The 25,361-nt window shown below is 69.0% G+C and carries 29 protein-coding genes and 1 pseudogene; 17 read left to right on the forward strand and 13 right to left on the reverse strand.

Annotation, left to right across the window (positions count from 1 at the left end):
• Position 1: 1 nt before the first annotated feature.
• Positions 2 to 370 (reverse strand): PadR family transcriptional regulator, encoded by a 369-nt coding sequence (locus K3N28_RS07370; RefSeq protein ID WP_228091839.1) that lies wholly within the window; start codon positions 368 to 370, stop codon positions 2 to 4.
• A 138-nt stretch (positions 371 to 508) separates the two neighbouring features.
• Here K3N28_RS07370 and K3N28_RS07375 point away from each other — a divergent pair, with 138 nt between their 5' ends.
• Positions 509 to 1,171: a nucleoside/nucleotide kinase family protein gene (locus K3N28_RS07375; RefSeq protein ID WP_228091840.1), complete on the forward strand. Its 663-nt coding sequence runs from the start codon at positions 509 to 511 to the stop codon at positions 1,169 to 1,171.
• A gap of 83 nt (positions 1,172 to 1,254) precedes the next feature.
• On the opposite strand, the gene K3N28_RS07380 is transcribed toward K3N28_RS07375, so the two are convergent.
• Entirely contained in the window at positions 1,255 to 2,070 is an 816-nt protein-coding gene (locus K3N28_RS07380; RefSeq protein WP_228091841.1) for an MBL fold metallo-hydrolase, read from the reverse strand.
• A 199-nt stretch (positions 2,071 to 2,269) separates the two neighbouring features.
• Between K3N28_RS07380 and K3N28_RS07385 the strand changes: the two genes are divergently transcribed.
• Complete coding sequence (locus tag K3N28_RS07385) at positions 2,270 to 3,124, forward strand: NAD(P)-dependent oxidoreductase (protein ID WP_228091842.1); 855 nt, start codon at positions 2,270 to 2,272, stop codon at positions 3,122 to 3,124.
• Between the two features lie 98 nt (positions 3,125 to 3,222).
• Positions 3,223 to 3,708, forward strand: coding sequence for a hypothetical protein (locus K3N28_RS07390; RefSeq protein ID WP_228091843.1), 486 nt, complete (start codon positions 3,223 to 3,225; stop codon positions 3,706 to 3,708).
• 40 nt (positions 3,709 to 3,748) lie between these two features.
• Here the strand turns inward: K3N28_RS07390 and K3N28_RS07395 are convergent, their stop codons facing one another.
• The 4 genes from K3N28_RS07395 to K3N28_RS07410 all read right to left on the reverse strand — a co-directional run bounded on the left by K3N28_RS07395 (position 3,749) and on the right by K3N28_RS07410 (position 5,857).
• The gene (locus K3N28_RS07395) at positions 3,749 to 4,210 is read right to left on the reverse strand and encodes a hypothetical protein (RefSeq protein WP_228091844.1); all 462 of its coding nucleotides are present in this window, start codon (positions 4,208 to 4,210) and stop codon (positions 3,749 to 3,751) included.
• Positions 4,210 to 4,995, reverse strand: a complete 786-nt coding sequence (locus K3N28_RS07400) for a hypothetical protein (protein ID WP_228091845.1) — start codon at positions 4,993 to 4,995, stop codon at positions 4,210 to 4,212. The genes K3N28_RS07395 and K3N28_RS07400 overlap by 1 nt, the downstream gene beginning before the upstream one ends.
• Positions 4,996 to 5,172: 177 nt before the next feature.
• Positions 5,173 to 5,508 carry a hypothetical protein gene (locus K3N28_RS07405; protein WP_228091846.1) on the reverse strand — a complete coding sequence of 112 codons (336 nt, stop codon included), beginning with the start codon at positions 5,506 to 5,508 and terminating at the stop codon, positions 5,173 to 5,175.
• The gene (locus K3N28_RS07410; protein WP_228091847.1) at positions 5,501 to 5,857 is read right to left on the reverse strand and encodes a hypothetical protein; all 357 of its coding nucleotides are present in this window, start codon (positions 5,855 to 5,857) and stop codon (positions 5,501 to 5,503) included. The genes K3N28_RS07405 and K3N28_RS07410 overlap by 8 nt, the downstream gene beginning before the upstream one ends.
• A gap of 200 nt (positions 5,858 to 6,057) precedes the next feature.
• Here K3N28_RS07410 and K3N28_RS07415 point away from each other — a divergent pair, with 200 nt between their 5' ends.
• From K3N28_RS07415 to K3N28_RS07435, 6 genes and pseudogenes are all read left to right on the forward strand, one after another.
• On the forward strand, positions 6,058 to 6,927 hold the full coding sequence (locus tag K3N28_RS07415; protein ID WP_228091848.1) for a Scr1 family TA system antitoxin-like transcriptional regulator: 870 nt from the start codon (positions 6,058 to 6,060) through the stop codon (positions 6,925 to 6,927).
• Positions 6,899 to 7,153: a DUF397 domain-containing protein gene (locus tag K3N28_RS07420; RefSeq protein ID WP_228091849.1), complete on the forward strand. Its 255-nt coding sequence runs from the start codon at positions 6,899 to 6,901 to the stop codon at positions 7,151 to 7,153. The genes K3N28_RS07415 and K3N28_RS07420 overlap by 29 nt, the downstream gene beginning before the upstream one ends.
• Before the next feature lie 202 nt (positions 7,154 to 7,355).
• A complete protein-coding gene (locus K3N28_RS07425; RefSeq protein WP_228091850.1) occupies positions 7,356 to 7,724 on the forward strand; it encodes a helix-turn-helix transcriptional regulator in 369 nt (122 codons plus the stop codon).
• Positions 7,721 to 8,194, forward strand: a pseudogene (locus K3N28_RS23510) (SRPBCC family protein); the annotation flags it as partial. The gene K3N28_RS07425 and the pseudogene K3N28_RS23510, both read left to right, overlap by 4 nt.
• Positions 8,183 to 8,809, forward strand: a complete 627-nt coding sequence (locus K3N28_RS23515; RefSeq protein WP_374209714.1) for a TIGR03086 family metal-binding protein — start codon at positions 8,183 to 8,185, stop codon at positions 8,807 to 8,809. The pseudogene K3N28_RS23510 and the gene K3N28_RS23515, both read left to right, overlap by 12 nt.
• Before the next feature lie 447 nt (positions 8,810 to 9,256).
• Entirely contained in the window at positions 9,257 to 10,099 is an 843-nt protein-coding gene (locus K3N28_RS07435) for a helix-turn-helix domain-containing protein (protein ID WP_228091852.1), read from the forward strand.
• 49 nt (positions 10,100 to 10,148) lie between these two features.
• Here the strand turns inward: K3N28_RS07435 and K3N28_RS07440 are convergent, their stop codons facing one another.
• On the reverse strand, positions 10,149 to 11,060 hold the full coding sequence (locus K3N28_RS07440) for an oxidoreductase (RefSeq protein WP_228091853.1): 912 nt from the start codon (positions 11,058 to 11,060) through the stop codon (positions 10,149 to 10,151).
• Between the two features lie 445 nt (positions 11,061 to 11,505).
• Positions 11,506 to 11,736 carry a DUF4287 domain-containing protein gene (locus K3N28_RS07445; RefSeq protein WP_228091854.1) on the reverse strand — a complete coding sequence of 77 codons (231 nt, stop codon included), beginning with the start codon at positions 11,734 to 11,736 and terminating at the stop codon, positions 11,506 to 11,508.
• A gap of 281 nt (positions 11,737 to 12,017) precedes the next feature.
• On the opposite strand from K3N28_RS07445, the gene K3N28_RS07450 reads away from it, so the two are divergent.
• On the forward strand, positions 12,018 to 13,157 hold the full coding sequence (locus K3N28_RS07450; protein ID WP_228091855.1) for a hypothetical protein: 1,140 nt from the start codon (positions 12,018 to 12,020) through the stop codon (positions 13,155 to 13,157).
• 69 nt (positions 13,158 to 13,226) lie between these two features.
• Here K3N28_RS07450 and K3N28_RS07455 read toward each other — a convergent pair whose 3' ends face one another.
• The 5 genes from K3N28_RS07455 to K3N28_RS07475 form a co-directional block, all read right to left on the reverse strand.
• Complete coding sequence (locus K3N28_RS07455; RefSeq protein WP_228091856.1) at positions 13,227 to 14,012, reverse strand: ABC transporter permease; 786 nt, start codon at positions 14,010 to 14,012, stop codon at positions 13,227 to 13,229.
• Between the two features lie 37 nt (positions 14,013 to 14,049).
• On the reverse strand, positions 14,050 to 14,994 hold the full coding sequence (locus tag K3N28_RS07460; RefSeq protein ID WP_228091857.1) for an ATP-binding cassette domain-containing protein: 945 nt from the start codon (positions 14,992 to 14,994) through the stop codon (positions 14,050 to 14,052).
• A gap of 500 nt (positions 14,995 to 15,494) precedes the next feature.
• The gene (locus K3N28_RS07465) at positions 15,495 to 16,013 is read right to left on the reverse strand and encodes an EXLDI protein (protein WP_228091858.1); all 519 of its coding nucleotides are present in this window, start codon (positions 16,011 to 16,013) and stop codon (positions 15,495 to 15,497) included.
• Positions 16,014 to 16,208: 195 nt separating this feature from the next.
• On the reverse strand, positions 16,209 to 16,985 hold the full coding sequence (locus K3N28_RS07470) for a sporulation protein (RefSeq protein ID WP_228091859.1): 777 nt from the start codon (positions 16,983 to 16,985) through the stop codon (positions 16,209 to 16,211).
• 230 nt (positions 16,986 to 17,215) lie between these two features.
• Positions 17,216 to 18,511, reverse strand: coding sequence for a nicotinate phosphoribosyltransferase (locus K3N28_RS07475; protein WP_228091860.1), 1,296 nt, complete (start codon positions 18,509 to 18,511; stop codon positions 17,216 to 17,218).
• Between the two features lie 198 nt (positions 18,512 to 18,709).
• Here K3N28_RS07475 and K3N28_RS07480 point away from each other — a divergent pair, with 198 nt between their 5' ends.
• From K3N28_RS07480 to K3N28_RS07510, 7 genes are all read left to right on the forward strand, one after another.
• Positions 18,710 to 19,192, forward strand: coding sequence for a Mov34/MPN/PAD-1 family protein (locus tag K3N28_RS07480; RefSeq protein WP_255640262.1), 483 nt, complete (start codon positions 18,710 to 18,712; stop codon positions 19,190 to 19,192).
• Between the two features lie 105 nt (positions 19,193 to 19,297).
• Positions 19,298 to 19,576: a ubiquitin-like small modifier protein 1 gene (locus tag K3N28_RS07485; protein WP_228091861.1), complete on the forward strand. Its 279-nt coding sequence runs from the start codon at positions 19,298 to 19,300 to the stop codon at positions 19,574 to 19,576.
• A gap of 19 nt (positions 19,577 to 19,595) precedes the next feature.
• The gene (locus K3N28_RS07490; RefSeq protein ID WP_228091862.1) at positions 19,596 to 20,546 is read left to right on the forward strand and encodes a PLP-dependent cysteine synthase family protein; all 951 of its coding nucleotides are present in this window, start codon (positions 19,596 to 19,598) and stop codon (positions 20,544 to 20,546) included.
• Positions 20,547 to 20,876: 330 nt separating this feature from the next.
• Positions 20,877 to 21,506 carry a hypothetical protein gene (locus tag K3N28_RS07495; protein ID WP_228091863.1) on the forward strand — a complete coding sequence of 210 codons (630 nt, stop codon included), beginning with the start codon at positions 20,877 to 20,879 and terminating at the stop codon, positions 21,504 to 21,506.
• Between the two features lie 258 nt (positions 21,507 to 21,764).
• Positions 21,765 to 22,568 (forward strand): glutamate racemase, encoded by an 804-nt coding sequence (murI, locus tag K3N28_RS07500; protein WP_228091864.1) that lies wholly within the window; start codon positions 21,765 to 21,767, stop codon positions 22,566 to 22,568.
• Between the two features lie 6 nt (positions 22,569 to 22,574).
• Entirely contained in the window at positions 22,575 to 23,333 is a 759-nt protein-coding gene (locus K3N28_RS07505; RefSeq protein ID WP_228091865.1) for an MBL fold metallo-hydrolase, read from the forward strand.
• Between the two features lie 219 nt (positions 23,334 to 23,552).
• Positions 23,553 to 25,358: a hypothetical protein gene (locus K3N28_RS07510; RefSeq protein WP_228091957.1), complete on the forward strand. Its 1,806-nt coding sequence runs from the start codon at positions 23,553 to 23,555 to the stop codon at positions 25,356 to 25,358.
• Positions 25,359 to 25,361 lie beyond the last annotated feature (3 nt).

Genomic DNA, 25,361 nt, shown 5'->3' on the forward strand with positions numbered 1-25,361 from the left:
CTCACCCCTCCAGTACCGGCGGCGCGATCGGGCCGATCGAGCGCGTCGCCTTCCAGACGTCCTGCAGCGCCTCGGTCACGGCGGCCCACTGCTTGCGCTGCTCGACGAGTTCCTTGCGGCCGGCGTCGGTGATGGCGTAGTACTTGCGCCGCCGTCCGCCTTCGGGGGTGCGCCAGGTCGCCTCGACGTGGCCGAGCCGTTCGAGGCGGTGGAGGAGCGGGTAGAGCAGGCCTTCGGTCCACTCCAGGCGGCCGCCGGAGCGGTCGCTGATCTCCTTGAGGATCGCGTAGCCGTAGCTCTCCTCTTCGGCGAGGATGCCGAGGACCAGCGGTGTGGCCGAGGCGGCCACGAGGTCTTTCGCGATGTGCATGAGGGGGGAGCCTCCTAACCCTAGCGGTTCTATGCCTTGATCTTCTATGCATCATAGATCTAGGCTTCCGTGGATGTCAAACGGCCTCGCCCGGGGCACGGCGGCGGGTCGATCCGGGCCGTCGGTTAAGTTCGGCGAGTGGACTTCGCAGACGACCCGCAATCGCTGTCGGACCGGGTGAAGGCGCTCGGCGCCGACGGCGGGCGGGTGCTCATCGGCATCGCGGGCTGCCCCGGCGCGGGCAAGTCGACCGCCGCCGCGTGGCTGGCGCGCTCGCTCGACCCGGAGGGCCGCCGCGCGGTGCAGGTCCCCATGGACGGGTTCCACCTCGCCAACGCCGAACTCGTCCGGCTGGGCCGGCGCGACCGCAAGGGCGCGATCGACACCTTCGACGGCGCGGGCTACCGCGCGCTCCTCGAACGCATCGCCGAGGGCCGCGACGAGACCGTCTACGCCCCCGCGTTCGACCGGCGCGTCGGGGAACCGGTGGCGGGCTCGATCCCGGTGTTCCCGGAGGCCGAGTTCGTGGTCACCGAGGGGAACTACCTGCTCGACGACGAGGGCCCGTGGCCCGCGGTGCGGGCGGCGCTGACCGAGGTCTGGTACTGCGAGACGCCCGAGCCGCTGCGCCTGGAGCGGCTGATCGCCCGGCACGAGCGCTTCGGGAAGAGCCCCGAGCACGCCCGCTCCTGGGTCGCGGAGGTCGACGAGCGCAACGCCGAGCGCATCCGGGCCGGCCGCGAACGCGCCGACCTGATCGTCGACTTCGAGGCGCTGGCGATCGGAACGCCCGAGCCCTGACCGGCCGGGAGCAGGAGACCGACGCCCCGGCTTCCCGAAGCGTGCGCCAGGACGGCGGTGCACCGCAGCGGTCCGAGGCCGCGTCAACGCCCCCGAGCGCGGACGAACGGCTCGGTGAGGTGCGGGGTCGCCAGGTGGAGCACGGTCGCGGCGTCGCGGTCGAGCATCCGCTCCCTTGAGCGCCTTGCCGTCTCGGGGTCGGTCTCGTGGGCGTAGGGCAGTTCCGGGTAGAGCAGCTGCAGGGCGTGCACGAGCAGGTCTCCGGTGACGAGCGCCCGCTCGCGGCCGGCGTCGACGAGCACGCTCTGGTGCCCCGGTGTGTGCCCCGGGGTGGCGAGGACCTGCACGCCGCCGCGCAGCGGTGTGTCGCCGTCGAGGAGCCGGAGCCGCCCGGCCCGCCGGAGCGGGTCGATCAGGGTCTCCCGAAGCTGCGGGTTGAGCGTCTCGATCGCTTCGAGTTCACCTCGCTGCAGCAGGTATTCGGCATTGGAGAAGTAGGGGCGGCGGTGTTCGCCCTCGCTCACGACGGCCCAGCCGACATGGTCGGTGTGGAGGTGGGTGAGCACCACGGTGTCCACTTCGGCCGGATCGATGCCGCCGGCCGCCAGCGTCTCGGGGAGCCTGCCGGGCACGGGCGCCCACGAGGAGGCGGGGCCGTCGGCCGGGCCGATCCCGGCGTCGACCACGACAGTGCCCTTCGGGCCGCGGATCGCGAAGGCCCGGAACTGCAGGATCCACCGGCCTGCGGCGTCGACCGCGCCGGGGTCGAGGCGGTCGGCCGCGGCCCACTGGTCGGCGGTGGCCGCGGGGAAGGCCTCGGCCCGAGGGGAGAAGAAGGGCCCCTCGCCGTCGGCGAGGGCGAGGATCTCGATCGGACCGATCCGGATGGCGGGGGTCATGACCGTGATCCTGCCACCGCGCGATCGCCCGCCGCCCGCCAGACTGCGCGTCGGATTCGGACGGCAGGGCGCGCGGCGACGATCCCGCCACCGCGTGAGCGACCGGCGCGTCGGCTCCGATGAGCAGGCGGGTTGTCCTGGAGTGCACTCCAGGTCGTAGGCTGCGAGCGATCACACCGAAGCAAAAGGGGGCAATGCGATGGCGCGAGTGGCGGTGACCGGAGGCAGCGGCAAACTCGGCCGCGCCTGCGTGCGGGACCTGGTGGAGCACGGCTGGGAGGTGGTCAACCTCGACCGCGTCCCCTCGCCCGACGGCCTCGCGCCGTTCCTCCAGATCGATCTGACCGACTACGGCCAGGTCGTCGGCGCCCTCACCGGCGTGGACGACCGCTATGACGCGGTCGACGCGGTCGTGCACCTCGCCGCGATCCCCGCGCCCGGCCTCCACGCGAACTCGGCGATCTTCCGCAACAACATGCTGAGCACCTACAACGTCTTCGCCGCCGCGAAGGTCGCCGGGATCGCCAACGTCGTGTGGGCCTCCAGCGAGACCGTGCTCGGCCTCCCGTTCGAGACCCCGCCGCCGTACCTGCCGGTCGACGAGGAGTACGCGCCGCGGCCCGAGTCCACCTATTCGCTCGTCAAGACCCTCGAAGAGGCCATGGTCGAGCAGCTGTGCCGCTGGAACCCCGCGCTCAAGGCCACGGGCCTGCGCTTCTCGAACGTCATGTACGTCGAGGACTACGCGGCCTTCCCGGCGTTCGACGACGACCCGACGCTCCGCAACTGGAACCTCTGGTCCTACATCGACGCCCGCGACGGCGCCCAGGCGATCCGCCTCGGCCTCGAACGCGAGGGCGCCGGCAAGGAGGTCTTCGTGATCGCCTCCCCGGACACCGTGATGACCACCCCGACGATGGACCTGGTCAAGGAGTACTACCCGGACCTGGAGCTCAAGCGCCCGGTGAGCGGCCACGAGACGCTCCTGTCGATCGAGAAGGCCCGCCGGGTCCTCGGCTACGACCCGCAGCACACCTGGCGCGACCACGTCTGAGCCGCGACCGCTCCGGTGGGAGCCGGGGCGGGACCAGTGCCTCGACGCCGAGCGCCGAATCGGGACCGGTCCCGGATTCCGGCGCTTAATCTCGTCCCATGACGCTCTCGCGAACCTTCCGTCGGCGACGCCTGGCCGCCTGCTCGCTCGTCGCCGCCCTGGCCCTGGCGGGCTGCGGCGACGACTCGGCCTCGGACTCCGATCCGGACGCCGGCGCCGCCTCCTCCGACGCGCCCACGGCGGCCGACGGCACCGACTACTCGGCCTGCGACGACGGCGAATGCGAAGTCGCCGTGTCCGAGCCGACCGACTTCGTGTTCACGACCGCCGAAGGCGAGGTGACCCTCTCGATCACCGACGTGACCGAGAACGGCATCGAGATCAGCACGGCGTTCCCCGGCGCGGGGCAGAGCACCGGTTCCCTCGGGGGCCTGTGCGAATCGGTGCTGACCTCGACCTCCTCCTCCTCGGCCTGCTACGGCGGCGGCACCCTGCCGCCGCCGGAACCCGAGCCGGGCATCCTCGTGCTGCAGCTCCTCGGCATGAACGAGGGGGCCGCGATCCTGCGGATGGCCATGGGCTGACCGGTCGGGACCGGGGCACCGGGAGCGTGGACGGACGCGCTCAGGGCGCTCCCGGTTCGATCAGCGGCAGGTCGGGGGCCCCGGCGATGGGTTCGACGGCGCCGATGACGGCGAGGACTCCGTCGTCGAGCTGCTCACTGTCGACCACGACGCGGCCGTGCGAGCCGTCGGCGGCGACGAGGGTCCACCGGAACTCCTCGGCCGACTCCGGCCCGAAGACCACACGCCGCTTCAAACGGGTCGCGAGTTCCACGGCGACGGCGAGGACCTCGGGTTCGCCGGTGTGCTCGGCGAAGGCGTCGAAGCCGACGAACTCGGCGAACGCGCCCGGCCCGGATCCGACGGCGACTTGCGCGATCACGGGCTCGGCCACGGGCGCGGTGAAATTGCGGCCGTTCCAGATTTCGATCTGCTCGGGAGGAACGGAGAAGGCCGCGGAGACGGCTTCGACGAGGAAGCTCAGATTCACCGGTTCGATGAACACGATCGTGTAGTCGCGCATCAGGCCCTCCCCTGCGCCCGGTCGAACACGCTGCGCGCATGTTCCCATGTCCGGTCGGTCATATGTCGGCGAAACCGTGCGATCCTGGGATCACGTTCGGCTGACGCCCGGTCCCCGCCATGGGCCAAGAGGGCTTTGAGCGCGGTGAATTCCAACTTATTCATTTCTGCGAAGCCTTCGCCTCGAACGGGATAGACCGTGCCCGACGGCGTTTCGACGCCGTACGTCCGGCCGTTCACCTCGTAGAGATTGTCGCGGAGATGAGTCGCACGGCCCGCCTTGATCGCGGCGATGTCGGCGTCGGTGTCGACGTGGGGGAGCACGACCGTGTTCTTCGCCTTGACGGGGCTCTTCGGGCGGATCTGACCGAACAGGTGCCGCTTGCCCACGGGCTTCAGCGTGGTCGACGCGGCGGGGCCTTTGATCGGCGGCGGTTCCTGCGAAGCGCCGGTGAGCGGGAACGACGCCGGCCGGAGGGACGAACCGCGAGACAGTGTCGCGGAACCGGTGCTCCCAGAGGCCGTCACGATTAAAGCCTTCAATGCGTCGACTTGTGCGCGAAGGGCATCGAGTGCGTCGGCCAGAGCATTGGCGTGTCCGGCGAGTTCCTCGGCTCGGTCACTCGCGGCCTGAGTCTGATTCGATTTGACGTCCACGCCGATGGCGGCCAGTTGCGCCGCCAATTGTTCGAGCAGGTCCTTGGAGGAAGTAATGCCGCCGGCCAGTTCGCGCGCGCTCTCCGCATTCGCGCCGACCGAACCCGAGGCTTCGTCGACGTTCGACACCGGAACTCCTTCCGGACTAGGGGTATCGCCAGAATAAGTGACCCGCCATGTGATCGCAAGCACACGACTTGTTGTGGCACATCAGTGGCGGAGAGGGCCGGTCGGTCCGCCACCTCGGACCGACCGGCCCGGGAGGAAGGTCTGATGTCGCCGGGACGCGGCGCGGCTTGAGTGCCGCTATTTGTTGTCGGGTTCAGCGATGAGTGCGCGGGTCTTCTCGAGAATCCATTCGCACCACTCGTCGCCCCTCCAGGCGCCGAACCATTCGGGGACCGGATCGGGTTCGTCGCTGAAACGGCAGATCTCCCGCGGCCCCGCGCCGTCGTTGCAGCAGACGCGGTACTCCGCCGGGACGAGTGGGTGGCCGCCGTTGTTGGGGCCGATGCGGAAGACCGAGAACACCGCCGGCTCCCTGGCGAAGTCGCCGAGCCAGCCGTCCGTGTCGGGATCGCTGTCGTGACAGCCCTGGGATGCCGGTTCGGGCTCGGGAGCGTCGCCCGTGGCGTCACCCATTGCAGAACTTCACCGGCCCCGGGCCGCCGTCGCCGGAGCCGGGACGGTTCGACGGACGGTCGGTGATGTGGTGGCCGGTGTAGAAGACCTTGAACGCGACGTCTTCGACCCAGACCTTCCACTCGGGGTTGAACGCCCGCCAGCCCTGGCCCCACGTGGCGTGAAGGTCGCCGGAATTCAGACCGGACACGATCAGCACGATGTCGGCGAGGTTGTCGTCCGCCGACACCTGGAACGAATCCGGTGCGTCGATTGTCGAAGCGCGGACGGTGAAATCGGTGTGTCCATCGGTGAACCGCCCGCGCTCCAACGGGTCGGGCGCGGGTGCGGTGCGACTTCGGTTGCTCATCGGTGTCCTCCATTTCAGATTGGATCAACCTGCGACATGGATGACAGTAGGACGAGTTTCCGCAGCTCACAATGAGGCGCGGGCCGTTATTTGAGCGCTCTCCGGTGCGGAGCCTAACGGAATCGCCCTAACAAAATTAGGCCGATTCTGTTAGAGCACTTGCGAAGTGGGGGGTTTACAAATTCCGGACTTATGCCATCATGGAGCCCCACCAGTCGAAGAGCATCGGGAGTTCAACGATGATCCGAGCACGACTCATGCGATGGTTCGTTGCGGTCTCACTCCGGGACGCCAGAATCGCGGCCGGACTCACGCAAGCGGAGGCGGGACAGGAGTTCGGATGCTCTTCACAGACGATCTACTACTGGGAGAAGGGCGAACGCCACCCGAAGTCGAGCGAGGTCTCCCAGATCGCCGAGACCTACCATCTCACCGCTGAAAACAAGCGATACCTCAAGCTGGTCCTGGAGAAGAAGGACTCGCAACGGCTGGAGGCGGACGCCAGGTTCCATGCGATGGCGCTGGCGAAGGCAGAGCTCCACTCGGGCATCATCTTCAAGTACGAGCCGCACCTGGTTCCCGGACCGCTGCAGACGAGGTATTACCACGACCTCGTTCCCCAAGCTGCCGAGCAGCTAGAGCTGTCAGAGTCGGAGAAGGGATGGAAGTTCAAGTACGGACGTCGGACAGCGATCCGAGGACGCAAGAACCCGCCCGACATCCAATATCTCATCGGGGACAGCGCGATCTATCTTTTGCGCACTCTGCCGAAGAGCGTGCAACGAGAGTTGGTAGACCAGATGCTTGCAGACGATGAGCTGCCGAATGTCGAAGTCAGGGTAATCGCTAGTTTCCATACCGGCCGCAACACGCCATTCAGCGTATACAAGCCGGGCAAGAGCAAGACTGCTCCGCCTACCTTCGTCTACTCCGAGATCCTTCACGGCAGCTGGTGCATCGAGGAGGACAACCTCGTTGCCCTGTACGATGATGCCGGTCGGGCCATGTGGCGACTTGGGATACCGTTGAAGGAGTTCCTCCATGAAAACTGCCGTGACCTCCTGGCGTAAGAGCACTCGTAGCGGAGCTTCCAACTCTTCTGACTGCGTTGAGGTCCGCCGAGCCTGGCGCAAGAGCACCCGCAGCGGTAGCACCGACTCTTCCGACTGTGTCGAGGTCTCGCTGTGCGGCGACTCCGACGGTTTCCATCTCCGTGACTCCAAGCTCGGCGATGCCTCCCCGGTTTTCGACCTCACCCCCGCTGACCTTCAAGGGCTTCTGAACCAGGCCGACTGACGCGCTTGCGCTAGAGACAGCGACTTCGGGCCGGTGGCATCATGCCACCGGCCCGAGCTCGTGTCGGCACCGCTCAGATGGAAGCGCCGTCCAGGAGCCTCGGCCCTGACCGGGGCCGCTCACCTCGGTTCTCAACGCTTCGGTTGACAATGCTTGTGGGTCGGCATAACCTTGTTCTCAACCAATGAGTTGAGGAAGTTCGGTGGAAGAGAACACGGAGCGGCTCAACCGGGCGTTCGCGGCGCTGGCCGACCCGACACGGCGAGACCTGATAGCCAGGCTGGCCGATGCGGACGCGACCGTGAGCGATCTGGCGGAGCCGTACGACATGAGCCTCCAAGCGGTCTCCAAACACGTGAAGGCCCTCGAAGAGGCCGGCCTGGTGACCCGCAGCAAGGACGCCCAGCGTCGGCCGGTCCACCTGGACGCGGACGGGCTCGGATTGATGACGAAGTGGATCGAGCGCTATCGCCGAGAGGCCGAGGAGCGCTATCAACGACTCGACGCCCTGCTGGGCCGCATGGCCGACGACGAGCATGACCGGCAAACCCCTAGGAAGGAAGCATCATGACCAGGCATGAGACCGAGATTGCGGTGGACGAGAAGGTCCCCACGATCGAGATCATCCGGGAATTCGACGCGCCGCCCGAGCACGTGTTCCGGGCCCACGTCGACCCTGAGCTCTTCGCGCAGTGGATCGGCCCGCGGTCGATGACCACGAGAGTCACGCGATGGGACGCACGTACCGGCGGCGAGTGGGCCTTCGCGAACGATCGCGGGGGCGAAGAGATCGCCTCCTTCTACGGCAGCTTCCACCAGGTGCGGCCGAACGAGCGCATCGTCAGGACCTTCACCTACGAAGGCGAGCCCGACGGCGTCGCATTGGAGACGCTGACATTCGAAGCACTCGAAGGCGGGCGTACACGCCTGCGAGGGCTGAGCCTGGTACGCGCCTTCGAGACCCGTGACGGCATGCTGTCCAGCGGTATGGACGTGGGAGTCGAGGAGGGCTTCGACAAGCTCGACGAGCTGCTCGCGAATGGATCCGCGACTCCGCTTGAGCTTGAGAGACCTGCTCAGCGGCACGCGCATGATGCGGCCCGGTTCACCGCGCTGGTCGAGTCCGCCTCGGCAGAGGACTGGACGCGACCCAGTCCGGTCGACGGGTGGACGGCCATCGATGTCGTGAAGCATCTGGTCGAGTGGTCCCGCGGCCTCTTGCAGGGGGCGGGGATCGAACTCCCGGCTTTGGACGTCGAGAACGACCCGGTCGCCGCGTGGAAGCGGCACGTCGCCGACATCCAGGCCATCCTGGACGATCCTGCCGGGAGAGTGCTCAGCAATCCGCACTTCGGCGACAAGCCGGTGGAGGAAGCGATCGACCAGTTCTACACGGGCGACGTCTGGATGCACTCCTGGGACCTCGCCAAAGCGCTCGGCCGCGAGATCGACATGGGCGAAGAGCGCTGCCGTGCCGCATTGGAGGCCATGGGGCCGATGGAGCAGATGCTTCGCGACAGCGGGCAGTTCGGTGCCGCCGTGCCCGTCGATGAGGACGCTTCCGCGCAGGACAAGCTGGTGGCGTTCATCGGGCGGGACCCGGAATGGCGGCCGGAAGTCGGCTTACCCGCCGGGCAGGCCGAAGATCAAGCTTGAGGTCGTCCTGAAAGAGGAAGGCTCCGCCGACAGGTCCTGAGCGCCGTCAGTTCGTGGTCGTCCGCTGCTCGAGCATCGGAGGCGGGGCCATGCCTGCGTCTGCCGATCGCTGGGTCCGGCGATGTTCAGGCGGTCGACGTCCTCGGTCGGCTCACCGTAGCGATCAAACAGCACTCGCAACTGGTCACGGTCGGCAGACGAGAGTGATGCCCGTTCGTCAGTCAGCACTGCCCCGAGCTCCCCGAGCGCGAGTCCCGGTTCCCCGGCCCGAGCCGACCTTGCGATGAACTCGGCTTCCCGCACGTTCGGAAGCAGGGGCGGCAGTCGTTCGATGAGGTCTCTGGTGGCCGCCATCACCGGGTCGCGCCACTGGGCGTGGTTCCTGGGACTGCCCCTGAGCCGCTCAGCGGTGAGCCGACCGAGGCCGTCCGGGACTACCATCGACCCATGCCCTCTGAGATCCAGACGCTCGGCAGCCTGCTCCGTACCTGGCGTGAGCGGATCGACCCTCAGGAGGTCGGTATCGCCGGGGGCGTCCGGCGCAGGGCGAAAGGGCTCCGCCGCGAAGAGCTCGCCTCGCTCGCGGGGGTGAGCACCGATTACGTCGTCAGGCTCGAACAAGGGCGGTTCCGGACGCCCTCGGCGCAGGTCGTTTCCGCGCTCGCCCGCGCGCTGCGCTTGTCGGGCAGCGAGACCGAGCTGCTCTTCCGCGCCGCGAACCACCTGCCTCCAGGTTCGACCACCATCGACGACCGCGTGCCGCCCGCCGCGCAGCGGCTCGTCGCACGGATGTCGGACCATCCCCTCGCGGTCTTCACCGCGGACTGGACACTGCTGCACGCGAACCCGCTGCTGTGCTACCTCTTCGACCTCCCCTCGCCGGCCGAGGCGATCGGCGAGAACCTGGTCGTGCGAACCTTCGTCGACGAGATCTCCTCGCAGATCGCCACGCCCGCAGGGGGAGACGAGACGTTCGAACGGGCGCTGGTGGCCGACCTGCGGCTCTCGGCGACCGAACTCGGCGACGACCCGACCTTTCAGTCCCTCGTCACCACGGTGCGAGCCAAGAGCCCCCGCTTCGCCGAGCTCTGGGACGAGGGCCGCGCGGCCCCGCACCTGAGCATGGCCAAGACCGTCCACAATTCACACGTCGGCGACCTGGTCATCGACTGCGACGCGCTCATGGTCGTCGGTTCCAACGTCAGGCTCATCGTCTGCTCGGCCCTGCCCGGGACGCCCGACGCGGAGAAGCTCGAAGCATTGCGCGCCAGGGCGAACCGGTCGGAATGAGCGCCGCCCGGCCGGAGCGCGGCCGGGCGGCGTCGCGTCGAGAGCGGGATCAGGCTGCGGGCGTGAACGGTTCGACCTCGTCGAGCCGGGCCAGATCCTCGGCGTCGAGCGTGATGCGGCCGACCGCCAGGTTCTCGTCGAGGTGCGCGATCGAGGCGGTCCCGGGGATGAGCAGCATGCGCTCGTAACGGGCGAGCAGCCAGGCCAGCGCGACCTGGGAGGCGGTGGCGTCGTGCTTCCGGCCGACCGCGTTCACGTGCTCGTCGGCCGCCAGGCGGTTCGGGCCGCCACCGCCGAACGCCGAGCCGAGCGGGAAGAACGGCACGAACGCGATGCCGTGTTCCCGGCACAGTTCCACGATGTCGTCGTCGGCGCGGTCGAGGATGCTGAAGGCGTTCTGGACGCCGACCGCCCCGGCGGCGATCGCGGTCCGCACGCCGGCGAGGCCCGCGTTCGAGATGCCGATCATGTCGATCTTTCCTTCGTCGCGGAGTTCGTTCAGCGCCGCGAGCTGGTCTTCGAGGGCGGGCTCGGCGACATCGGGGTGGTCGCGTTCGAAGCGGCGCAGGTTCACCAGGTCGAGCCGTTCGACCTGCAGCGAGCGAAGGTTCTCCTCGACCTGGCGCTTGAGGTCCGCCGGATCTCCGGCGGGCAGCCAGGCGCCGCGTTCGTCGCGGGCTCCGCCGACCTTGGTGGCGAGGACCAGGCCCTCGGGGTAGGGGTGGAGCGCTTCGCGGATCAGGTCGTTGACGACGTCGGGGCCGTAGATCTGCGCGGTGTCGATGTGGTCGACGCCGGAGTCGACGGCGTGACGCAGGACGGCCTTGGCGTTCTCAGGGTCGGCGGGCGGTCCGAACACGTTGGGGCCGGCGAGTTGCATCGCGCCGTAGCCGATCCGGTTGACGGTGAAGCGGCCGAGGTTCGCGGTGGCGCTCGTGGTGGTGCTGGTTTCACTGGTCATGGCACGACGGTAGGTCGGTCGGCCGAGGTCTTCCAGAGAAGGCTTTTCGTGGGAACGGCTTTCCCATCTCAAGCCTGTCCCGAATCTCGACCGTTGCGGAGTCCGCAGGCAACCCGATCGGGTGTGGGAAGGCGAGGCGTAATGGGGATGATTTCGCATCGAGACCGAGCGCGCCGAGTTCGCCTTGGAACTCGGCGGTCCGTTCACGACTCGCGGCCAGGCGGGCGATGAGGACGCGGCTGTGGTCGATTGCGGTCCGGATCGCGGCGGCGAGCGCATCGACTGAGGGCGCGCAGGGCTCCCTCCGAAGGGGTGGCGACTGCGGTCAGCTGAGAGGAGATCGGGCAGACCATGGGTGCGCTCGCCGCCCGCGGCACGGAGCCCCCGCGCCGCTTTCGTTCGGTCCCATAGCGACCGGGCCGCCGCGAGACGGTCCGCGCCCGCTTCACTCGCCGCTGACGTACTCCGGCCACTTGCCCGGGTTGAGGTGGTAGGCGACCAAGGCGTTCGCGTGGCCGTGTCCGAGGCCGTGTTCCGTCTTGAGCCAGTCCACGAGCGCCTTGTGCCCGGTGGCGTCGCTCGCCTCCAGGTCGCTCATCCAGTCGGCGATCGGGCGCCCGTAGGTCTTCTCGATGGACGGGAAGTACGAGGTCGGGCCCTTCGGTCGCGTCGCCATGTCGTTCCTTCGCTGGTAGCAGGTGATTCGGTCGTCGGCCCGATCCTCGTCGAGGATCGGGCGCTCGCACCTGTATCGACGACCGTGGCCATACGGATTCATCGTCCTGTGACGCTCCGCACGCCGATAATCGTTCCGCGCGCTCGCTGCGCCTGCGATGCTCTCCGACCGCTCCCGCCAGGCACTTCCGCCTCGGGTCTCACTCCGTTGGCGGTTGACTACGCGCCGTTCCGGCTGCGATACTCGGCGCCTTGGTCTCCTGCCGAAACGAGGCGATGGCAATGGCCCACATCGAGGAGCACCGCGAGGAATGGTTCAAGATCCTCGACGGCTACCCCGAAGACGAGCACCCGGACCCCGAGAACCGCTTGGCGGTCGAGACCTCCTGCTCCGGGTTCCTGGGGAACATGTGGACCCGCTCCAGCATCCCGGAGGTCCAGGGCGTCTCCCTCCCGGAGCTGGAGATGGTCTTCGTCCAGTACTACCTGAACAAGGGCGACCGGTTCTCGGCCGCGATGCTCGCGGCCATGACCGAGCTCGCCGACGCGCCCGGCGGGCGCCGGGCGGCGACGAAAGCCGTTGAGCGTCTGAGCGCGCAAGGCGTCGACCCGCCGTCCTGGTACGGCGAGGAGCTGAAGATCGATCAGTGCTGGAAGGCCGGCGACGTCTACGGGGACCAGCTGACGTTCTTCTGCTCCTTCCACGCCCCCAGCGGGGACCACGCACTCTCTTACACAGTGGACTACTCGGAGTACCACTTCGACATGGTCGTGGACTGCGACGCCACGGACGACATCGAGCGGATGCTCGAACTGCACCGCGTCCGCAACGCGAAGTTCCCCGACCGGCTCTTCATGCCGGTGGAGGCCGACCCGGCCGAGTTGATCCCCGGCACGCAGCGCTCCATCGAGGACTGGGACCTGTTCTGCGTCGAGGGCGACCCGACGCTGCTCGCGCCCCGGTTCCTCATGCTCCGGGAGCTGTGGAAGAGCCGGATGCGGCTGTTCCCGCAGATCGACGCCGAGGAGGTCCGGCAGCCGACCGAGGAGGAGCTCTCGCTCTTCGCCTCCGGCTTCGTCAACCACCTGCTCGGCCAGTTCGAGCTGGAGGCCGCGCATTTCGAGGCGATCCGGGAGCTGTGCTGGTTCCACGGCTTCAACGGCCCGAAGATCAGCCCCACCCGCGCGTTCGTGTTCCTGGAGCGGTACATGCCCGCCAAGTACGAGCCGGACGACCCGGTCGTGGAGGCGGTGCGGGAGCTGTTCGTCCCGTTCCTGCGCTGGACGGCCACCGCCGCCGACCTGAAGCCCGAGGCCTGGCCGTATCTCAAGGCCAAGGCCGAGCACCTGCTCAAGTCGTACCCGAACTGGGCGGCCAAGGACCCCGACATCGCGCGGTTCCCGCGTCCCCGATCGCTTTGAGCGACAAGGCGAAAGGCGGGCCGCAGCTGCGGCCCGCCTCCGGGTGTCCCCTGGTTGCGACAGCGGCGCTCAGCGCTTGTTGAAGTTCTTCTTCGCGACGACGTAGCCGAGCAGGGCCAGGGCCAGCGACCAGGCGACGGTCAGCGCCAGGTCCTTGCCTTCGACGGCGGTGCCGGCCAGCAGGCTCCGAGTCACCTCGATGAACGGGGTGAAGGGCTGGTAGTCGGCGAAGTACTGCAGCGCCGTGGGCATCGAGTCGGTGGGCACGAAGGCCGAGCCGAGGAACGGCAGGATCATCAGGAACATCGGCGAGTTCGAGGCGCTCTCGACGCTCTTCGCGGTGATGCCGAGCGCGACGGTGAGCCAGATCAGGCCGAACGAGATCAGGGCTATGACGCCGACCAGGCCGAGCCAGTCGAGGGCGTCCGCTTCGGGGCGGAAGCCGAGGGCCACCGCGACGCCGAGGACGACGGCGATCCCGAGGAACGACTGGATCATCGAGCCGAGCACGTGGCCGGTGAGGACCGAGACCCGTGCGATCGACATGGTGCGGAAGCGGTCGATGATGCCCTGGGTCATGTCCATGGCCACACCGATCGCGGTGCCCTGCACCACGCCGGCGATAGTGATCATCAGCATTCCGGGCGTCACGTAGGCGAGGTAGGCGTCGCGGCCGCCGGTCATGCCGCCGAGGCCGTCGCCGAGGGTCCCGCCGAAGACGAAGACGAACAGGAGCAGGAAGACCACCGGCATGCCGATGAGCATGACCGTCAGGGACGGATAGCGCTGCATGTGCTTGAGCTGGCGGCGGAGCATGGTGGACGTGTCGGTCAGGGCGTAGCCGAGGGTGCTCATCGAGCTTTCTCCTTGGAAGTCGTTGCGGGCGTTCGAGTTAAGCGGCGGTCGTCGTCTGGCCGGTGAGGGACAGGAAGACGTCGTCGAGGTCGGGGGTGTGGATGGTCAGCTCCTCCACCTCGACGCCTTCGCGGTCGAGGGTGTCGAGGACCTTGCGGAGCGAGTCGACCGAGCCGTCCGACGGGACCTGCACGGTGAGCTGGTCGATGTCGCTGCCACTGGCGGCCAGGACCTGCGCGGCGCGCTCCACCTGGTCGGCGCGGTGCAGCCGGAGGCTGATGTGCCCGCCCGGGATCATGCGCTTGAGCTGCTCGGGCGTGCCCTCGGCGACGAGCTTCCCGCCGTCGAGGACGGCGATCCGGTCGGCCAGCTCGTCGGCCTCCTCCAGGTACTGCGTGGTCAGGAAGATCGTGGTTCCGCCCTTGACGAGCTCGCGGATGATCGCCCACATGGTGCGGCGCGAGCGCGGGTCGAGGCCGGTGGTCGGCTCGTCCAGGAAGATGATCCGCGGGTTCCCCATGAGGCACATGGCGATGTCGAGGCGGCGCTTCATGCCGCCCGAGTAGGTGGCCGGGGTCTGCTTGGCGGCGTCCACGAGGTCGAAGCGCTCCAGGAGCTCCTCGGTGCGGCGCTTGGTCTCCTGCTTGCCCAGGTGGTGCAGGCGGCCCATGAGCTGCAGGTTCTCGCGGCCGGTGAGCAGCGTGTCGACCGCGGCGAACTGGCCGGTGACGCCGATGGCGCTGCGCACCTCGTCGGCGTCGCGGGTCACGTGGTGACCGCCGACGAACGCCTCGCCGCCGCCGGCCTGGATGAGCGTCGAGAGGATCTGGACGGTGGTGGTCTTGCCGGCGCCGTTGGGGCCGAGGAGGGAGTAGACGGTGCCCTCGGGGACGGCGATGTCGATGCCGGCGAGCACGACCTTGTCGCCGTAGGACTTGGTGAGGTTCCGGGCCTCGATCGCCAGGGGCTTGGTGGTGGTCATGATGCCTCGTCTTTCGGGTCTTGGCGGTGGGTGTCGTTCGGCGGCTCGGTCGGTTCGGTGGACCTCGCCGGGCATGTGAGTACTGTGGCCGGGGCGGCTGACACGGCGCTGACACCGGCCTGACGCGTTCGCGGCGCGGCTGTCAGGGAGCGCGGCGGCGGGTAGAGCGTGAGCACGAGTCCCAGGTCGAACACGGTTTCACCTCGCATATTCTGTGCATTGTGGACAGACAGCGAGCAGGGGTCCGCCCGTCGTCATGGTCGGTTCGAAGGTGCGCGCGGCCGCTCGGCGGTCGCGGTTCGCCGTGCGATCCGCCCTGCGGCGGTCGCGGTCGGGTGCGCGTGCCGCTCGGGAGCGAATCGCGGTTCAGAACGCGGTCCGCTCGGCGGCGCGGTCGGTGTCAGTGGCGCGATCGGCCGTTCGGCGGGCGCGGTCGATCACCGGCTCGGGGCCGGGAGTGCTTGCGGTGCGGTGGTGTCGGGGCCGAGCGGCCTACGGGTCTAGATGTCGAGGTCCTGGACCGGCGGCGCTTCGGCGGTGGCCGCGACCAGGTCGTACAGCTCGCTCGGGATCTTGGCCTTGAGCTCTTCGAGCGTCTCGACCACTTCGAGGCTGGCCTCGCCGGTCGTCGTCACGTAGGTCTGCTCGCCCAGGCCGAGGTGCTTCCTCCAGCCGGTCACGCTGGCCGCGTGGAGGTAGTCCGGCGTCTTCTCGGTGTGGATCACGAACTTGCCCGACCGCGAGCGGTACACGCGGTAGAACTCGGCCTTGATCTCGTCCGAGCGGATCCATTCGCCGAGCTTCACGCCGATGAAGCGCTGACGCCGGCGCTTGCGGCCGGTGCCCGGGCCGACGGGGACGGTGATCTCCTCGTAGCCCTCCAGCCGTCCCTCCTCGGCGTCGACGTAGTGCTTGAGCGCCGTCGAGATCGCCTTGGAGAGGTTGCCGCCCGCGAGTTCCTGGGCCCGTGAGTAGAGCGGCAGGTCCTTGTCGGCGACGTAGATCGTCTTGTTGGGCATATCGGCATCTTAACCTCCTTCCAGGGGCCGTCCTCGGTATACGTAGAGAATATACGTATACGTAGAAGGATGCAAGCCCGGGTCCCGGTTTTTTCTCCAGGGACGCCGAAGGGCGGTCCGCGTCGCTTCGCGGAACCGCCCTGACGTGCGTTCTCATCGCATCCTGTCGGAGGAGGGCCCGGCAGGATCGGGGGGTTAAGCGTCCTTCTGGGCCAGCAGCTGCGTCAGCTGGGTCTTCACGGTCTCGGTCACGTCGCCCGGCTCGGCCGTCGGCAGCGTGAACCGGATCGTCGAGTTCAGGTCCGGGGCCAGCAGCTCGGCCGAGTTGTCGGCCGCCAGCACCACGTCCGTGTTCGCCTCGCCGACCACGAAGACGACCTCGAGCTCCTTGACGCGCCCGTGGAACTCGCCCTCGGTCGCCCAGAACTCGACCTCCTGGTAGAACGGCACGGTCGCGCCCTGGATCGTGCCCGCCTCCAGGTCGGTCTCCTGGAACGCGAAGCCCAAGGCCTCCAGTGCTTCCCAGACCGCCTTGTGCACCGGCAGCGCCTCCACGGTCAGCCAGTCCAGGTCGCCCTTGTCCAGGGCCTGGTCCAGCGACAGGTGCGTCGAGACGCCGAGCTTCATGCCGCCCACCATCGGGCGGCCCTCGACGTAGTTGAACGGCGTCTCCCAGGGCACCTGGACCTCGAACGGGATCGGGTGGGCCGTGCCCTTCGTCAGGTCGAACTTCCCGGAGATCTCCGAGCGGAAGTAGTCGTGCACCACGCCGGGCGTGTCCTCGCCCTTGCTGTCGTCCTCGACCAGGGCGGTGAACTCGATCTCGACGCTCTCCACGGCGGCGTCCACTTCGGCGCCGGAGATGCGCACCTCGCCCTTGAGGACCCCGCCGGGCACGACGTGCTTCTCGTGCAAGAGCGTGTCGACTTGGATGCCACTACCGAGCATGGCCTTGAGCTTGCTGAACACCATTGGGGCGGTTCCTTTCGGGGAGGATCGCAGGTACTACGAGGTCACGGACGAGGAGGGAACGCGAACAGGGGCATCCGCATCGTATCCCGGATGCCCAGGCCACCGCGTGACAGCTACCCGACTGCGCGTCGACCGCCATGGGGGACAAAAGGAACCAAACGGACCGTGCGGCGGACCCGAACGCGACCGGACGAGGCCCCCGGCGGTGAACCGCCTGCGGCAGAAGGGGACTACTCGCCGCCGTGCTTCTGGATCACCGGAATCGCCGGATCGCCGGGGGAGAGCTTCAAACCCTCCCAGGGAATCGAGATGAGGCGCTGGCGCAGCAGTTCGCGCGACTCCTCCAGCGTCGGCTGGTCCACGAGCACGCCGCCGCGGAAGAGCGGCACCTGGAGCCGCTTGTCGCCCGGCAGCGACTCCGGCTCGCCCTGCGACACCACGACCTCCTCGACCGCGGTGCCCGTCGGCTTGTGCCGGCGCACCGCGACCTTGCGGCCCCCGTTGGTGCTCTTGTGCTCCGAGCGCTTCGCGACCGGGCGTCCCTCCACTTCGACCAGCTTGTACACCAGTTGCGCGGTCGGCGCGCCCGAGCCGACCACCACGGCCGTGCCCGCCCCGTAGATGTCCACAGGGGCCGCCGCCAGCGCCGCGATCGAGAACTCGTCGAGGTCGCCCGAGACGACGATCTTGGTGTCGTGCGCGCCCAGCTCGTCGAGCAGCTCCCGGGCCCCGGTCGCCATCACGTCCAGGTCGCCCGAGTCGATGCGGATGGCCCGCAACCGCGGACCGGCCGCCTCGATGGCGTTGCGGATGCCCTGCGTGATGTCGTAGGTGTCCACCAGGAGGGTCGTGTCGGTGCCGAACGCGTCGACCTGCGCCTGGAAGGCGGCCAGCTCGGACTTGTGGAGGAGCGTGAACGCGTGCGCGCTCGTGCCCGAGGTCGGCACGCCGAACCGGCGGCCGGCCTCCAGGTTGGAGGTGGCCGCGAACCCGGCCAGGTACGCGGCGCGGGAGGACGCGATGGCCGCGGCCTCGTGCGTGCGCCGGGACCCCATCTCCAGGATCGGACGGCCGCGCGCGGCCGTGACCATGCGGGCGGCGGCGCCCGCGACCGCGCTGTCGTGGTTGAGGATCGAGAGCGTCAGCGTCTCCAGCAGCACGCACTCGGCGAACGTGCCGGTGATGGTGACGATCGGGGACCCGGGGAAGTACAGCTCGCCCTCGGCGTAGACGTCGATGTCGCCGCCGAAGCGGTAGTCGGCCAGCCATTCGGCCGTGGACTCCTTGATGACCTTGCGGGAGGTGAGGTCGTAGAGGTCGGACTCGTCGAAGCGGAAGCGCTCGATGGCCTCGCTGAGGCGGCCGATCCCGGCGACCACGCCGTAGCGGCGGCCGGTGGGCAGGCGGCGCCCGAACACCTCGAACACGCACGGCGTCTGGGCGGTGCCGTCGCGGAGGGCCGCTTCGAGCATCGTGTACTCGTAGTGGTCGGTGTACAGGGGCGTGCGCGGGAGCGTGACGGACATACGGGTGAGCGTAATGCACTTCAGGACCGGCTTCCAGGCCAGAACGGACTGCCGCCGCCCCGCTCCCCCGCTCGGGCCGGGCGGGGGAGGGGTGCTCACACCCGTCTCTTTATTCCCCTCCGTCGCAGGTAGGGAGGCTTGTCTCACGCTCTGAGCGAGGGTTTCTGGCCCGGCGACGCCGCGTGTACGCTTGCTTGCGTGTTGCGGATCGCGCATGAACTGGTCGAGGCGATGGTCGCGCACGCCCGGGCTGACCACCCCGACGAGGCGTGCGGCCTCATCGCGGGCCCCGAGGGCACGGGAGAGCCGAAGAGGCACATCCCGATGATCAACGCTGCCCGCTCCACCACCTTCTACGAGTTCGACGCGGAAGAGTGGAAGCAGGTCTACGACCAGATGTGGGACAACGACGAGGAAGTCGTCGTGGCCTACCACTCGCACACCCACACCGAGGCCTATCCCTCGCGTTCGGACACCGGGATCGCCTCGCAGCTGGGACTGCCCGGCGCCCACTACGTGCTCGTGACCACCCGCGACCCCGAGGTCGCCGAGGTGCGGTCCTTCCGGATCGCCGACGAGGTCGTCACCGAGGAGCCCATCGAGGTCACCGGCGCGCCCGAGGCGGTGCAGAGCTACAAGTTCGCCCACACCCCCGACTCGACGGTCTACGACTGTTCCTGAGTTTCCGCCGCTCTCCCGAGCGGTATTCGTCATGCGGCTTTTCAGCTGCGCGTCAGACAGATCCAGCGCCCCCGGCGGGCTGCACCACGTAGTAAAGGGAAAACCATGTCCATTGAAGTCCGCGTCCCCACCATCCTGCGCAGCCACACCGGCAACCAGAAGCTCGTCACCGGTGAGGGCGAGACCCTCGCCGAGCTGTTCGACAGCCTCGAAGCCCAGCACAAGGGCATCAAGGCCCGCGTGGTGACCGAGGAGGGCTCGCTGCACCGCTTCGTGAACGTCTACGTCAACGACGAGGACGTGCGGTTCATCGGCGGCCTCGAGGCCAAGCTGTCCGACGGCGACCAGGTCACCATCCTGCCCGCGGTCGCGGGCGGGATGTAACCCAGAAGGGACGGAAGCCGTGGCACGTTACGAGGACATCACCGCGACTGTCGGCGACACGCCGCTGGTCGGACTGCCGCGGCTGTCGCCCTCGCCGGACGTCCGGCTGTGGGCCAAGCTCGAGGGCGCGAATCCGACCGGCTCGGTCAAGGACCGGGTGGCCGCCAAGATGATCGAGGCCGCCGAAGCGGACGGCCTCCTGAAGCCGGGCGCGACCATTCTGGAGCCGACCTCGGGCAACACCGGCATCTCCGTGGCGATGCTGGCCCGCCGCAAGGGCTACAAGCTCGTCGCGGTCATGCCGGAGAACACCTCGCTGGAGCGGCGGCAGCTGCTGACCGCGTTCGGCGCGGAGATCGTGTTCTCGCCGGCGGCGGGCGGTTCGAACGCGGCGGTCGCGAAGGCCCGGGCGATGGCCGAGGAGCGGTCGGACTGGGTGATGCTCAACCAGTACGCGAACCCCGCCAACGCCGCCGCCCACTACGAGGGCACCGGCCCCGAGCTGCTGCTGGACCTCCCGGAGATCACGCATTTCGTGGCCGGACTCGGGACCACGGCGACGCTCATGGGCGTGGGCCGGTACCTGCGGGAGCGGGTGCCGGAGGTGCAGATCGTGGCGGCCGAGCCGCGGTACGGCGAGCTGGTGTACGGACTGCGGAACCTGGACGAGGGCTTCGTGCCGGAGCTGTACGACGAGAAGGTGCTCGACCGGCGCTTGAGCGTCGGGACCGAGGACGCGCTGCGGCGCACACGGGAGATCCTGAGCGAGGAGGGCCTGTTCGTGGGGCTCTCGACGGGCGCGGTGCTGCACGCCGGGCTCGTGCTGGCGCGGGAGGCCGCGAAGGCCGGACGCAGCGCGGACATCGCGCTGCTGGTGGCCGACAACGGCTGGAAGTACCTCTCGACGGGCGCCTACTCCGACGGCCTGGACGACGCGGCGAACGCGCTGGACGGCCAGGTCTGGGCTTAAGCAGGTCGGGGCTTGCGAACGTAAGAAGAAGACGGGAACGGCCGGGCCGCGCGCGAACGCGGCCGGCCGTTCGTCGTCTGCGTGGAGCCCTCCCGGCCGAGCGAGGCGATCCTGGCCCCGAGGCGGCTGCAGGAGTCGGCGCCCCGCGGTCGGGTGCGGCGAGCGTCGGCACCCCGCGCACCAGGGCGCCCGCAGGGCCCGACCGCCCGTGGGCGCCGGGCGTCGGACGCCTCCGGCAAGCGTCCCGGTCGTTTGCCCGCTTCGGCGACGTGCACCGCACTCCTGCGGTGCGCTCCTGAGGCGTCCTCAGCGGGTTGCTAGCCTGGCCGCATGAGTTCCGGCAAGCTCCGCACCTTCGCGCTCGGCAAGGCCAAGAGCCTGCCCAGGCAGGGCGCGGCGCCGCAGACCGAAGCATGGCAAGTCGATGAGCCGCAAGCGAAAGCGAGCCCGAAGCGCTTCAGCCCGGCATCCTTGATCGGCCGTGTCAAATCCGACGGGAACGCAGGTCCCGGCGCCGCTGCCGGCGCCAACGGGAGCGCAGGTCAGGCCGCCGCCGCTTCTTACGGCGCCGGCCGCAACGGCGGCTCCACGCTGCACGCCGTCTCGCCGGACCTCGACGGCGCCTCGCTCAGCAGCGTCGTCGACACCGCCGCCGCCAACAGCAGCGCGTCCACGGCGCCCGAGCCGCCCGGGGTCCGGCTGCGCCGCCTCGCCGGCGTCGCGACCTGGGCGCTCGCGCTCGTCCTCGCCGGCGTCGTCTCCGCCATCGTCGGCCTCTTCCGGATCTTCGGCGACAGCCCGGGCTGGTTCACGCCCGCGTTCATCTCCTGCGGCGTGGTCGGCATGATGCTCGCGATGATGGCCTTCGCGACGGTCCGCTTCCGCGGCGTGCCCTGGATGTTCATGGCCGCCTCCTCGGTCACGCTCCTCGCCGCCTTCCTGATGCTGCGGCTCGCCTGAGCCCCGGCTCGGCGAGGACCGGTACGACCCGGCCCGGCGCGATCGAGTCAAGCCTGCGAGCTGCGCCCGGACGTCCTTCCCGCCCTGGGCGGGCGCACAAGGAGATACTGCGGAACGACCGCGCGACCGGCCCGCCGCGGAGTGGCAGCAAAGCCGTTCGAGCGCTGTCCTTGTGGCGATCGCCACGCTGTCATTTTGACGACATTCCCGTGCCGAGCAGGGGCGTTCCATGCCCGTTTCGACGTACGCTCGGAGCCCATGAACGACGCGCCCATCGGGATCTTCGACTCCGGTGTCGGAGGCCTGACCGTCGCCAGGGCGATCAGCGAACTGCTGCCCGCCGAACGACTCGTCTACGTCGGCGACACCGCCCATGTCCCATACGGTCCCCGGTCCATCGCCGAGGTCCGCGAGTTCTCGCTCGACGTCTGCGACCATTTGGTCGAACAGGAGGTCAAAGCGCTGATGATCGCCTGCAACTCCGCCGCGGCGGCCAGCCTGGCCGACATCCGCGAGCGATACGACATCCCGGTCGTCGAGGTCATCAGGCCCGCCGTCCGCCGCGCGGTCGCCACGACGCGCACCGGCCGGGTCGGGGTCATCGGGACGGTCTCCACGATCTCCTCGGGCGCGTACTCGGACGCCTTCAACGCCGTCCCGAACGTCAAGGTGACCGCGGTCGCCTGCCCGGCGTTCGTGGATTTCGTGGAACGCGGTGTGACAACCGGCCGACAGCTCCTCGGGCTCGCCCAGGGGTACCTTGAGCCGCTACAGCAGTCCGACGTCGACACTGTGGTGTTGGGCTGCACCCACTATCCGCTGTTGTCGGGCCTCATCGGACTGGTGATGGGAGAGGACGTGACACTGGTGAACTCCGCGAGCGAGAGCGCGCGCGAACTCTACCGCGTGCTCACCGAGCACGACCTCCTGACCTCCCGCACCGAACCCGGCGAGCACCGCTTCCTCGCGACCGGCGACCCGGAGGCCTTCACCAGGACCTCCCGGCGGTTCCTCGGAAACCTGTTCCCGAACGCTGCGGCGGCCGTACTGGACAAGGTGTGATCTGCCATGAAACTGACGGTTATCGGATGCGCCGGTTCGTTCCCGGCACCCGACACCCCCTGCTCGGCCTACCTGGTCGAGGCGGGCGGGTACCGGCTGCTGATCGACTTCGGCACCGGATCGCTCGGTGAACTGCAGAAACACCTCGACCCGCATCTGATCGACGCGGTCATCGTCACCCATCTGCACGCCGACCACTTCTTCGACGCGTGCGCCTACGCCGTGATGCGCCGCTACGCCGCCGACGCGCCGAAGCACCCGCTGCCGCTGTACGGCCCGACCGGGGTCGCCGAGCGCATCGTCGCCGCCTACGGCGGGCAGGGCGAGCTGTGCCACCCGTCGATGCGCGACGTCTACGACTTCCAGGAGCTGAAGTCCGGCACGTTCGACCTCGGCCCGCTCACCGTCACGGTCGACCGCGTCGCCCACCCGGTGGAGACCTACGGCGTCCGCGTCGAGCACGCCGGGTCCTCGATGGCCTACACCTCCGACTCCGGGCCCTGCCAGGCGCTGGAATCGCTCGCGACGCATTGCGACCTGCTGCTCGCCGAAGCCTCCTACCTGGAGGGACGCGAGAATCCGAAGGACGTGCACCTCACCGGCAAGGAAGCGGGCGAGTACGCCACCAAGTCCGGGGCCGCCCGCCTGCTCCTGACCCACCTGGTCGAGCCGTGGAACTCGCGCGAGCAGACGCTCGCCGAAGCCCGGGCCGCCTACACCGGACCCGTCGAGATCGTCAGGCCCGGCCAGATCTACGAGTTCTGAGCCGCGCCCGGCGACGGGCGCGGGACGAGGGACCGCCCGGCGAGACCCGGTCGCGATCCCGACCGGTCGAAACCGCCGCCCACGCGACCGCATCGGCCGAAACGGCCCCCCGCACGAGACCGCGCCCTACTTTCCCGCATCGCCTCGTCCGGCCCCACGGCGTCGCGATTGGCACCTTCTCGGGATGCGGCTGTTGCACGGCCGCCGTAGCGTCAAAGGATGTCGAGCGATGCCAACTCCTCCCCGTACTCCGGTGACGCCGGTCAGCCGCCGCAGTACCATCAGCAGCCGCCTCCCCAGGCGTACCAGCCGCCGCCCCCGCAGGGCGCCTACGAGCCCCAGCCGTATGTGGAGCCGGGCTCCCCGTCCGGCGCGGGCGGCCAGCCGCCGTACCTGCCGCCGGGCGCGTACGTCCCGTCCCCGATGCCGCCCGCCGGCCGCGGGCGCGGCCCCAACATCGCGATCGCCGCGATCCTCTCCGTGGTCCTCCTCGCCGCCGTCGGCGCGGTCGTCCTCTTCAAGTTCATCCTGGTCAGCGGACCCGACCCGGCCGAGAGCCTCCCCTCCTCCGCGTCGATGTACATGGAGGTCAACCTCGACCCCTCCTTCGACCAGACCCCCAAGCTCCTCGACCACCTCGGCAAGTTCGAGGACCTGGACTACGACTCCACCGACGACATGCTCGCCGACCTCCTGGAGGAGTCCGGCCTCGAAGGCGTCGACGCCGAAGAGGACCTCTCCTCCTGGCTCGGCACGCGCCACGGCCTCGCCATGTGGGAGCACGACGACCAGCCGTACGCCGTGATCAGCCTCGCCAGCACCGACGCGAACGCCGCCGAGGACGGCCTCGCCACGATCCGCACCGCCGCCGGGGCCGAAGAGGACCAGATGGCCTACACCGTCGAGGACGACCACGTCCTCATGGTCGTGGGCGAGACCGGCGCCGCCGCCGCGCTCGACGCCGCCGAGAGCGAGGCCGGCTCCGAGCCGCTCGCCGCCTCGCAGTCCTATGAGGACGCGCGCGCCTGGCTCGACGGCGACCAGCTCGTCACGTACTGGGTCGACATGGACGCCGTCGCCGAGTTCGAGGAACTCGCCGGCGACGACGAGGCGGAGGCCTTCCTGGACTTCTACTCAGGACAGATGATCCTCGGCCTCTCCGCGTTCGACGACGGCTTCGAAGTGAACTACCGGCTCTTCAACGGGCAGGACGACCCGTGGTCCGGCTCCGAGGACCTCATGGCCTCCATGGGCGGCCTCCCCGCCTCCGACTTCGCCGCCACCGCCTACGTCCCCGAGAACCTCCCCGATGTCGTGAACGAATGGACGACGCTCTTCGAGGACTTCTACGGCGACGAGGAGGCCGCCGCCGAGCCCGCCGTGGCCGAGCCGCTGACCGACGCCGAATACGCCGAGTACCTCGAACTCTCGGACGGCTACTACGGCGGCACCCTCAGCGTCGAGGACGAGGCCCGCTACATGGAACTCGACGAGCGCTACTGGACGTACGGCACCGAGGACGAACCCGCCGGGTACCCCGATGACACCGACTACGGACCCGACTTCGCGGAGATCGAGGCCCAGATCAACGAGGCCGCCGACCTCCTCGCCGGATCCAGCCTCGCCTTCGCCGGGAACTTCGACGCCGAACAGGACGTCGACCCCGACTCGCTGTTCTTCTCGGCGCACCTCGCCGAGGACCGCGCGCAGGAACTCGAAGACATGATCGACGAGTGGTCCGACGACGCAGCCCTTCCCGAAGGCGCCGAAGCGGACGGTTCCGAGTTCTCGTACACCGGCTCCGCAGTCGCCTCGGAGCCGCTCTCGGACGACGACCGCTTCAGCGACTTCGCCGACGTCGCCCCGAGTTCGACCGCGCTCGCGGTCTGGTTCGACCTGGCCGCCGCCGCAGAGGCTCACCCGGACGACTTCGAGGGCGCCGAGCCGCTCTCGGCTCTCGCCTGGGCGCACGGGAGCGAGGACGGCGACGGCACCGGCGTCGTCCGCCTCTACCTCAAGGATTAACCG

It is taken from the genome of Glycomyces sp. TRM65418, from assembly GCF_019710475.1.
Classification (GTDB): domain Bacteria; phylum Actinomycetota; class Actinomycetes; order Mycobacteriales; family Micromonosporaceae; genus Glycomyces.

Excerpts from the sequence above, each read along its gene's own strand:
- K3N28_RS07370 (WP_228091839.1), bottom strand. The coding sequence starts at position 370 with ATGCACATCGCGAAAGACCTCGTGGCCGCCTCGGCCACACCGCTGGTC.
- K3N28_RS07380 (WP_228091841.1), bottom strand. The coding sequence starts at position 2,070 with ATGACCCCCGCCATCCGGATCGGTCCGATCGAGATCCTCGCCCTCGCC.
- K3N28_RS07385 (WP_228091842.1), top strand. The coding sequence starts at position 2,270 with ATGGCGCGAGTGGCGGTGACCGGAGGCAGCGGCAAACTCGGCCGCGCC.
- K3N28_RS07390 (WP_228091843.1), top strand. The coding sequence starts at position 3,223 with ATGACGCTCTCGCGAACCTTCCGTCGGCGACGCCTGGCCGCCTGCTCG.
- K3N28_RS07395 (WP_228091844.1), bottom strand. The coding sequence starts at position 4,210 with ATGCGCGACTACACGATCGTGTTCATCGAACCGGTGAATCTGAGCTTC.
- K3N28_RS07405 (WP_228091846.1), bottom strand. The coding sequence starts at position 5,508 with ATGGGTGACGCCACGGGCGACGCTCCCGAGCCCGAACCGGCATCCCAG.
- K3N28_RS07410 (WP_228091847.1), bottom strand. The coding sequence starts at position 5,857 with ATGAGCAACCGAAGTCGCACCGCACCCGCGCCCGACCCGTTGGAGCGC.
- K3N28_RS07415 (WP_228091848.1), top strand. The coding sequence starts at position 6,058 with ATGGAGCCCCACCAGTCGAAGAGCATCGGGAGTTCAACGATGATCCGA.
- K3N28_RS07420 (WP_228091849.1), top strand. The coding sequence starts at position 6,899 with ATGAAAACTGCCGTGACCTCCTGGCGTAAGAGCACTCGTAGCGGAGCT.
- K3N28_RS07435 (WP_228091852.1), top strand. The coding sequence starts at position 9,257 with ATGCCCTCTGAGATCCAGACGCTCGGCAGCCTGCTCCGTACCTGGCGT.
- K3N28_RS07440 (WP_228091853.1), bottom strand. The coding sequence starts at position 11,060 with ATGACCAGTGAAACCAGCACCACCACGAGCGCCACCGCGAACCTCGGC.
- K3N28_RS07445 (WP_228091854.1), bottom strand. The coding sequence starts at position 11,736 with ATGGCGACGCGACCGAAGGGCCCGACCTCGTACTTCCCGTCCATCGAG.
- K3N28_RS07450 (WP_228091855.1), top strand. The coding sequence starts at position 12,018 with ATGGCCCACATCGAGGAGCACCGCGAGGAATGGTTCAAGATCCTCGAC.
- K3N28_RS07455 (WP_228091856.1), bottom strand. The coding sequence starts at position 14,012 with ATGAGCACCCTCGGCTACGCCCTGACCGACACGTCCACCATGCTCCGC.
- K3N28_RS07460 (WP_228091857.1), bottom strand. The coding sequence starts at position 14,994 with ATGACCACCACCAAGCCCCTGGCGATCGAGGCCCGGAACCTCACCAAG.
- K3N28_RS07465 (WP_228091858.1), bottom strand. The coding sequence starts at position 16,013 with ATGCCCAACAAGACGATCTACGTCGCCGACAAGGACCTGCCGCTCTAC.
- K3N28_RS07470 (WP_228091859.1), bottom strand. The coding sequence starts at position 16,985 with ATGGTGTTCAGCAAGCTCAAGGCCATGCTCGGTAGTGGCATCCAAGTC.
- K3N28_RS07475 (WP_228091860.1), bottom strand. The coding sequence starts at position 18,511 with ATGTCCGTCACGCTCCCGCGCACGCCCCTGTACACCGACCACTACGAG.
- K3N28_RS07485 (WP_228091861.1), top strand. The coding sequence starts at position 19,298 with ATGTCCATTGAAGTCCGCGTCCCCACCATCCTGCGCAGCCACACCGGC.
- K3N28_RS07495 (WP_228091863.1), top strand. The coding sequence starts at position 20,877 with ATGAGTTCCGGCAAGCTCCGCACCTTCGCGCTCGGCAAGGCCAAGAGC.
- murI (WP_228091864.1), top strand. The coding sequence starts at position 21,765 with ATGAACGACGCGCCCATCGGGATCTTCGACTCCGGTGTCGGAGGCCTG.
- K3N28_RS07505 (WP_228091865.1), top strand. The coding sequence starts at position 22,575 with ATGAAACTGACGGTTATCGGATGCGCCGGTTCGTTCCCGGCACCCGAC.
- K3N28_RS07510 (WP_228091957.1), top strand. The coding sequence starts at position 23,553 with ATGTCGAGCGATGCCAACTCCTCCCCGTACTCCGGTGACGCCGGTCAG.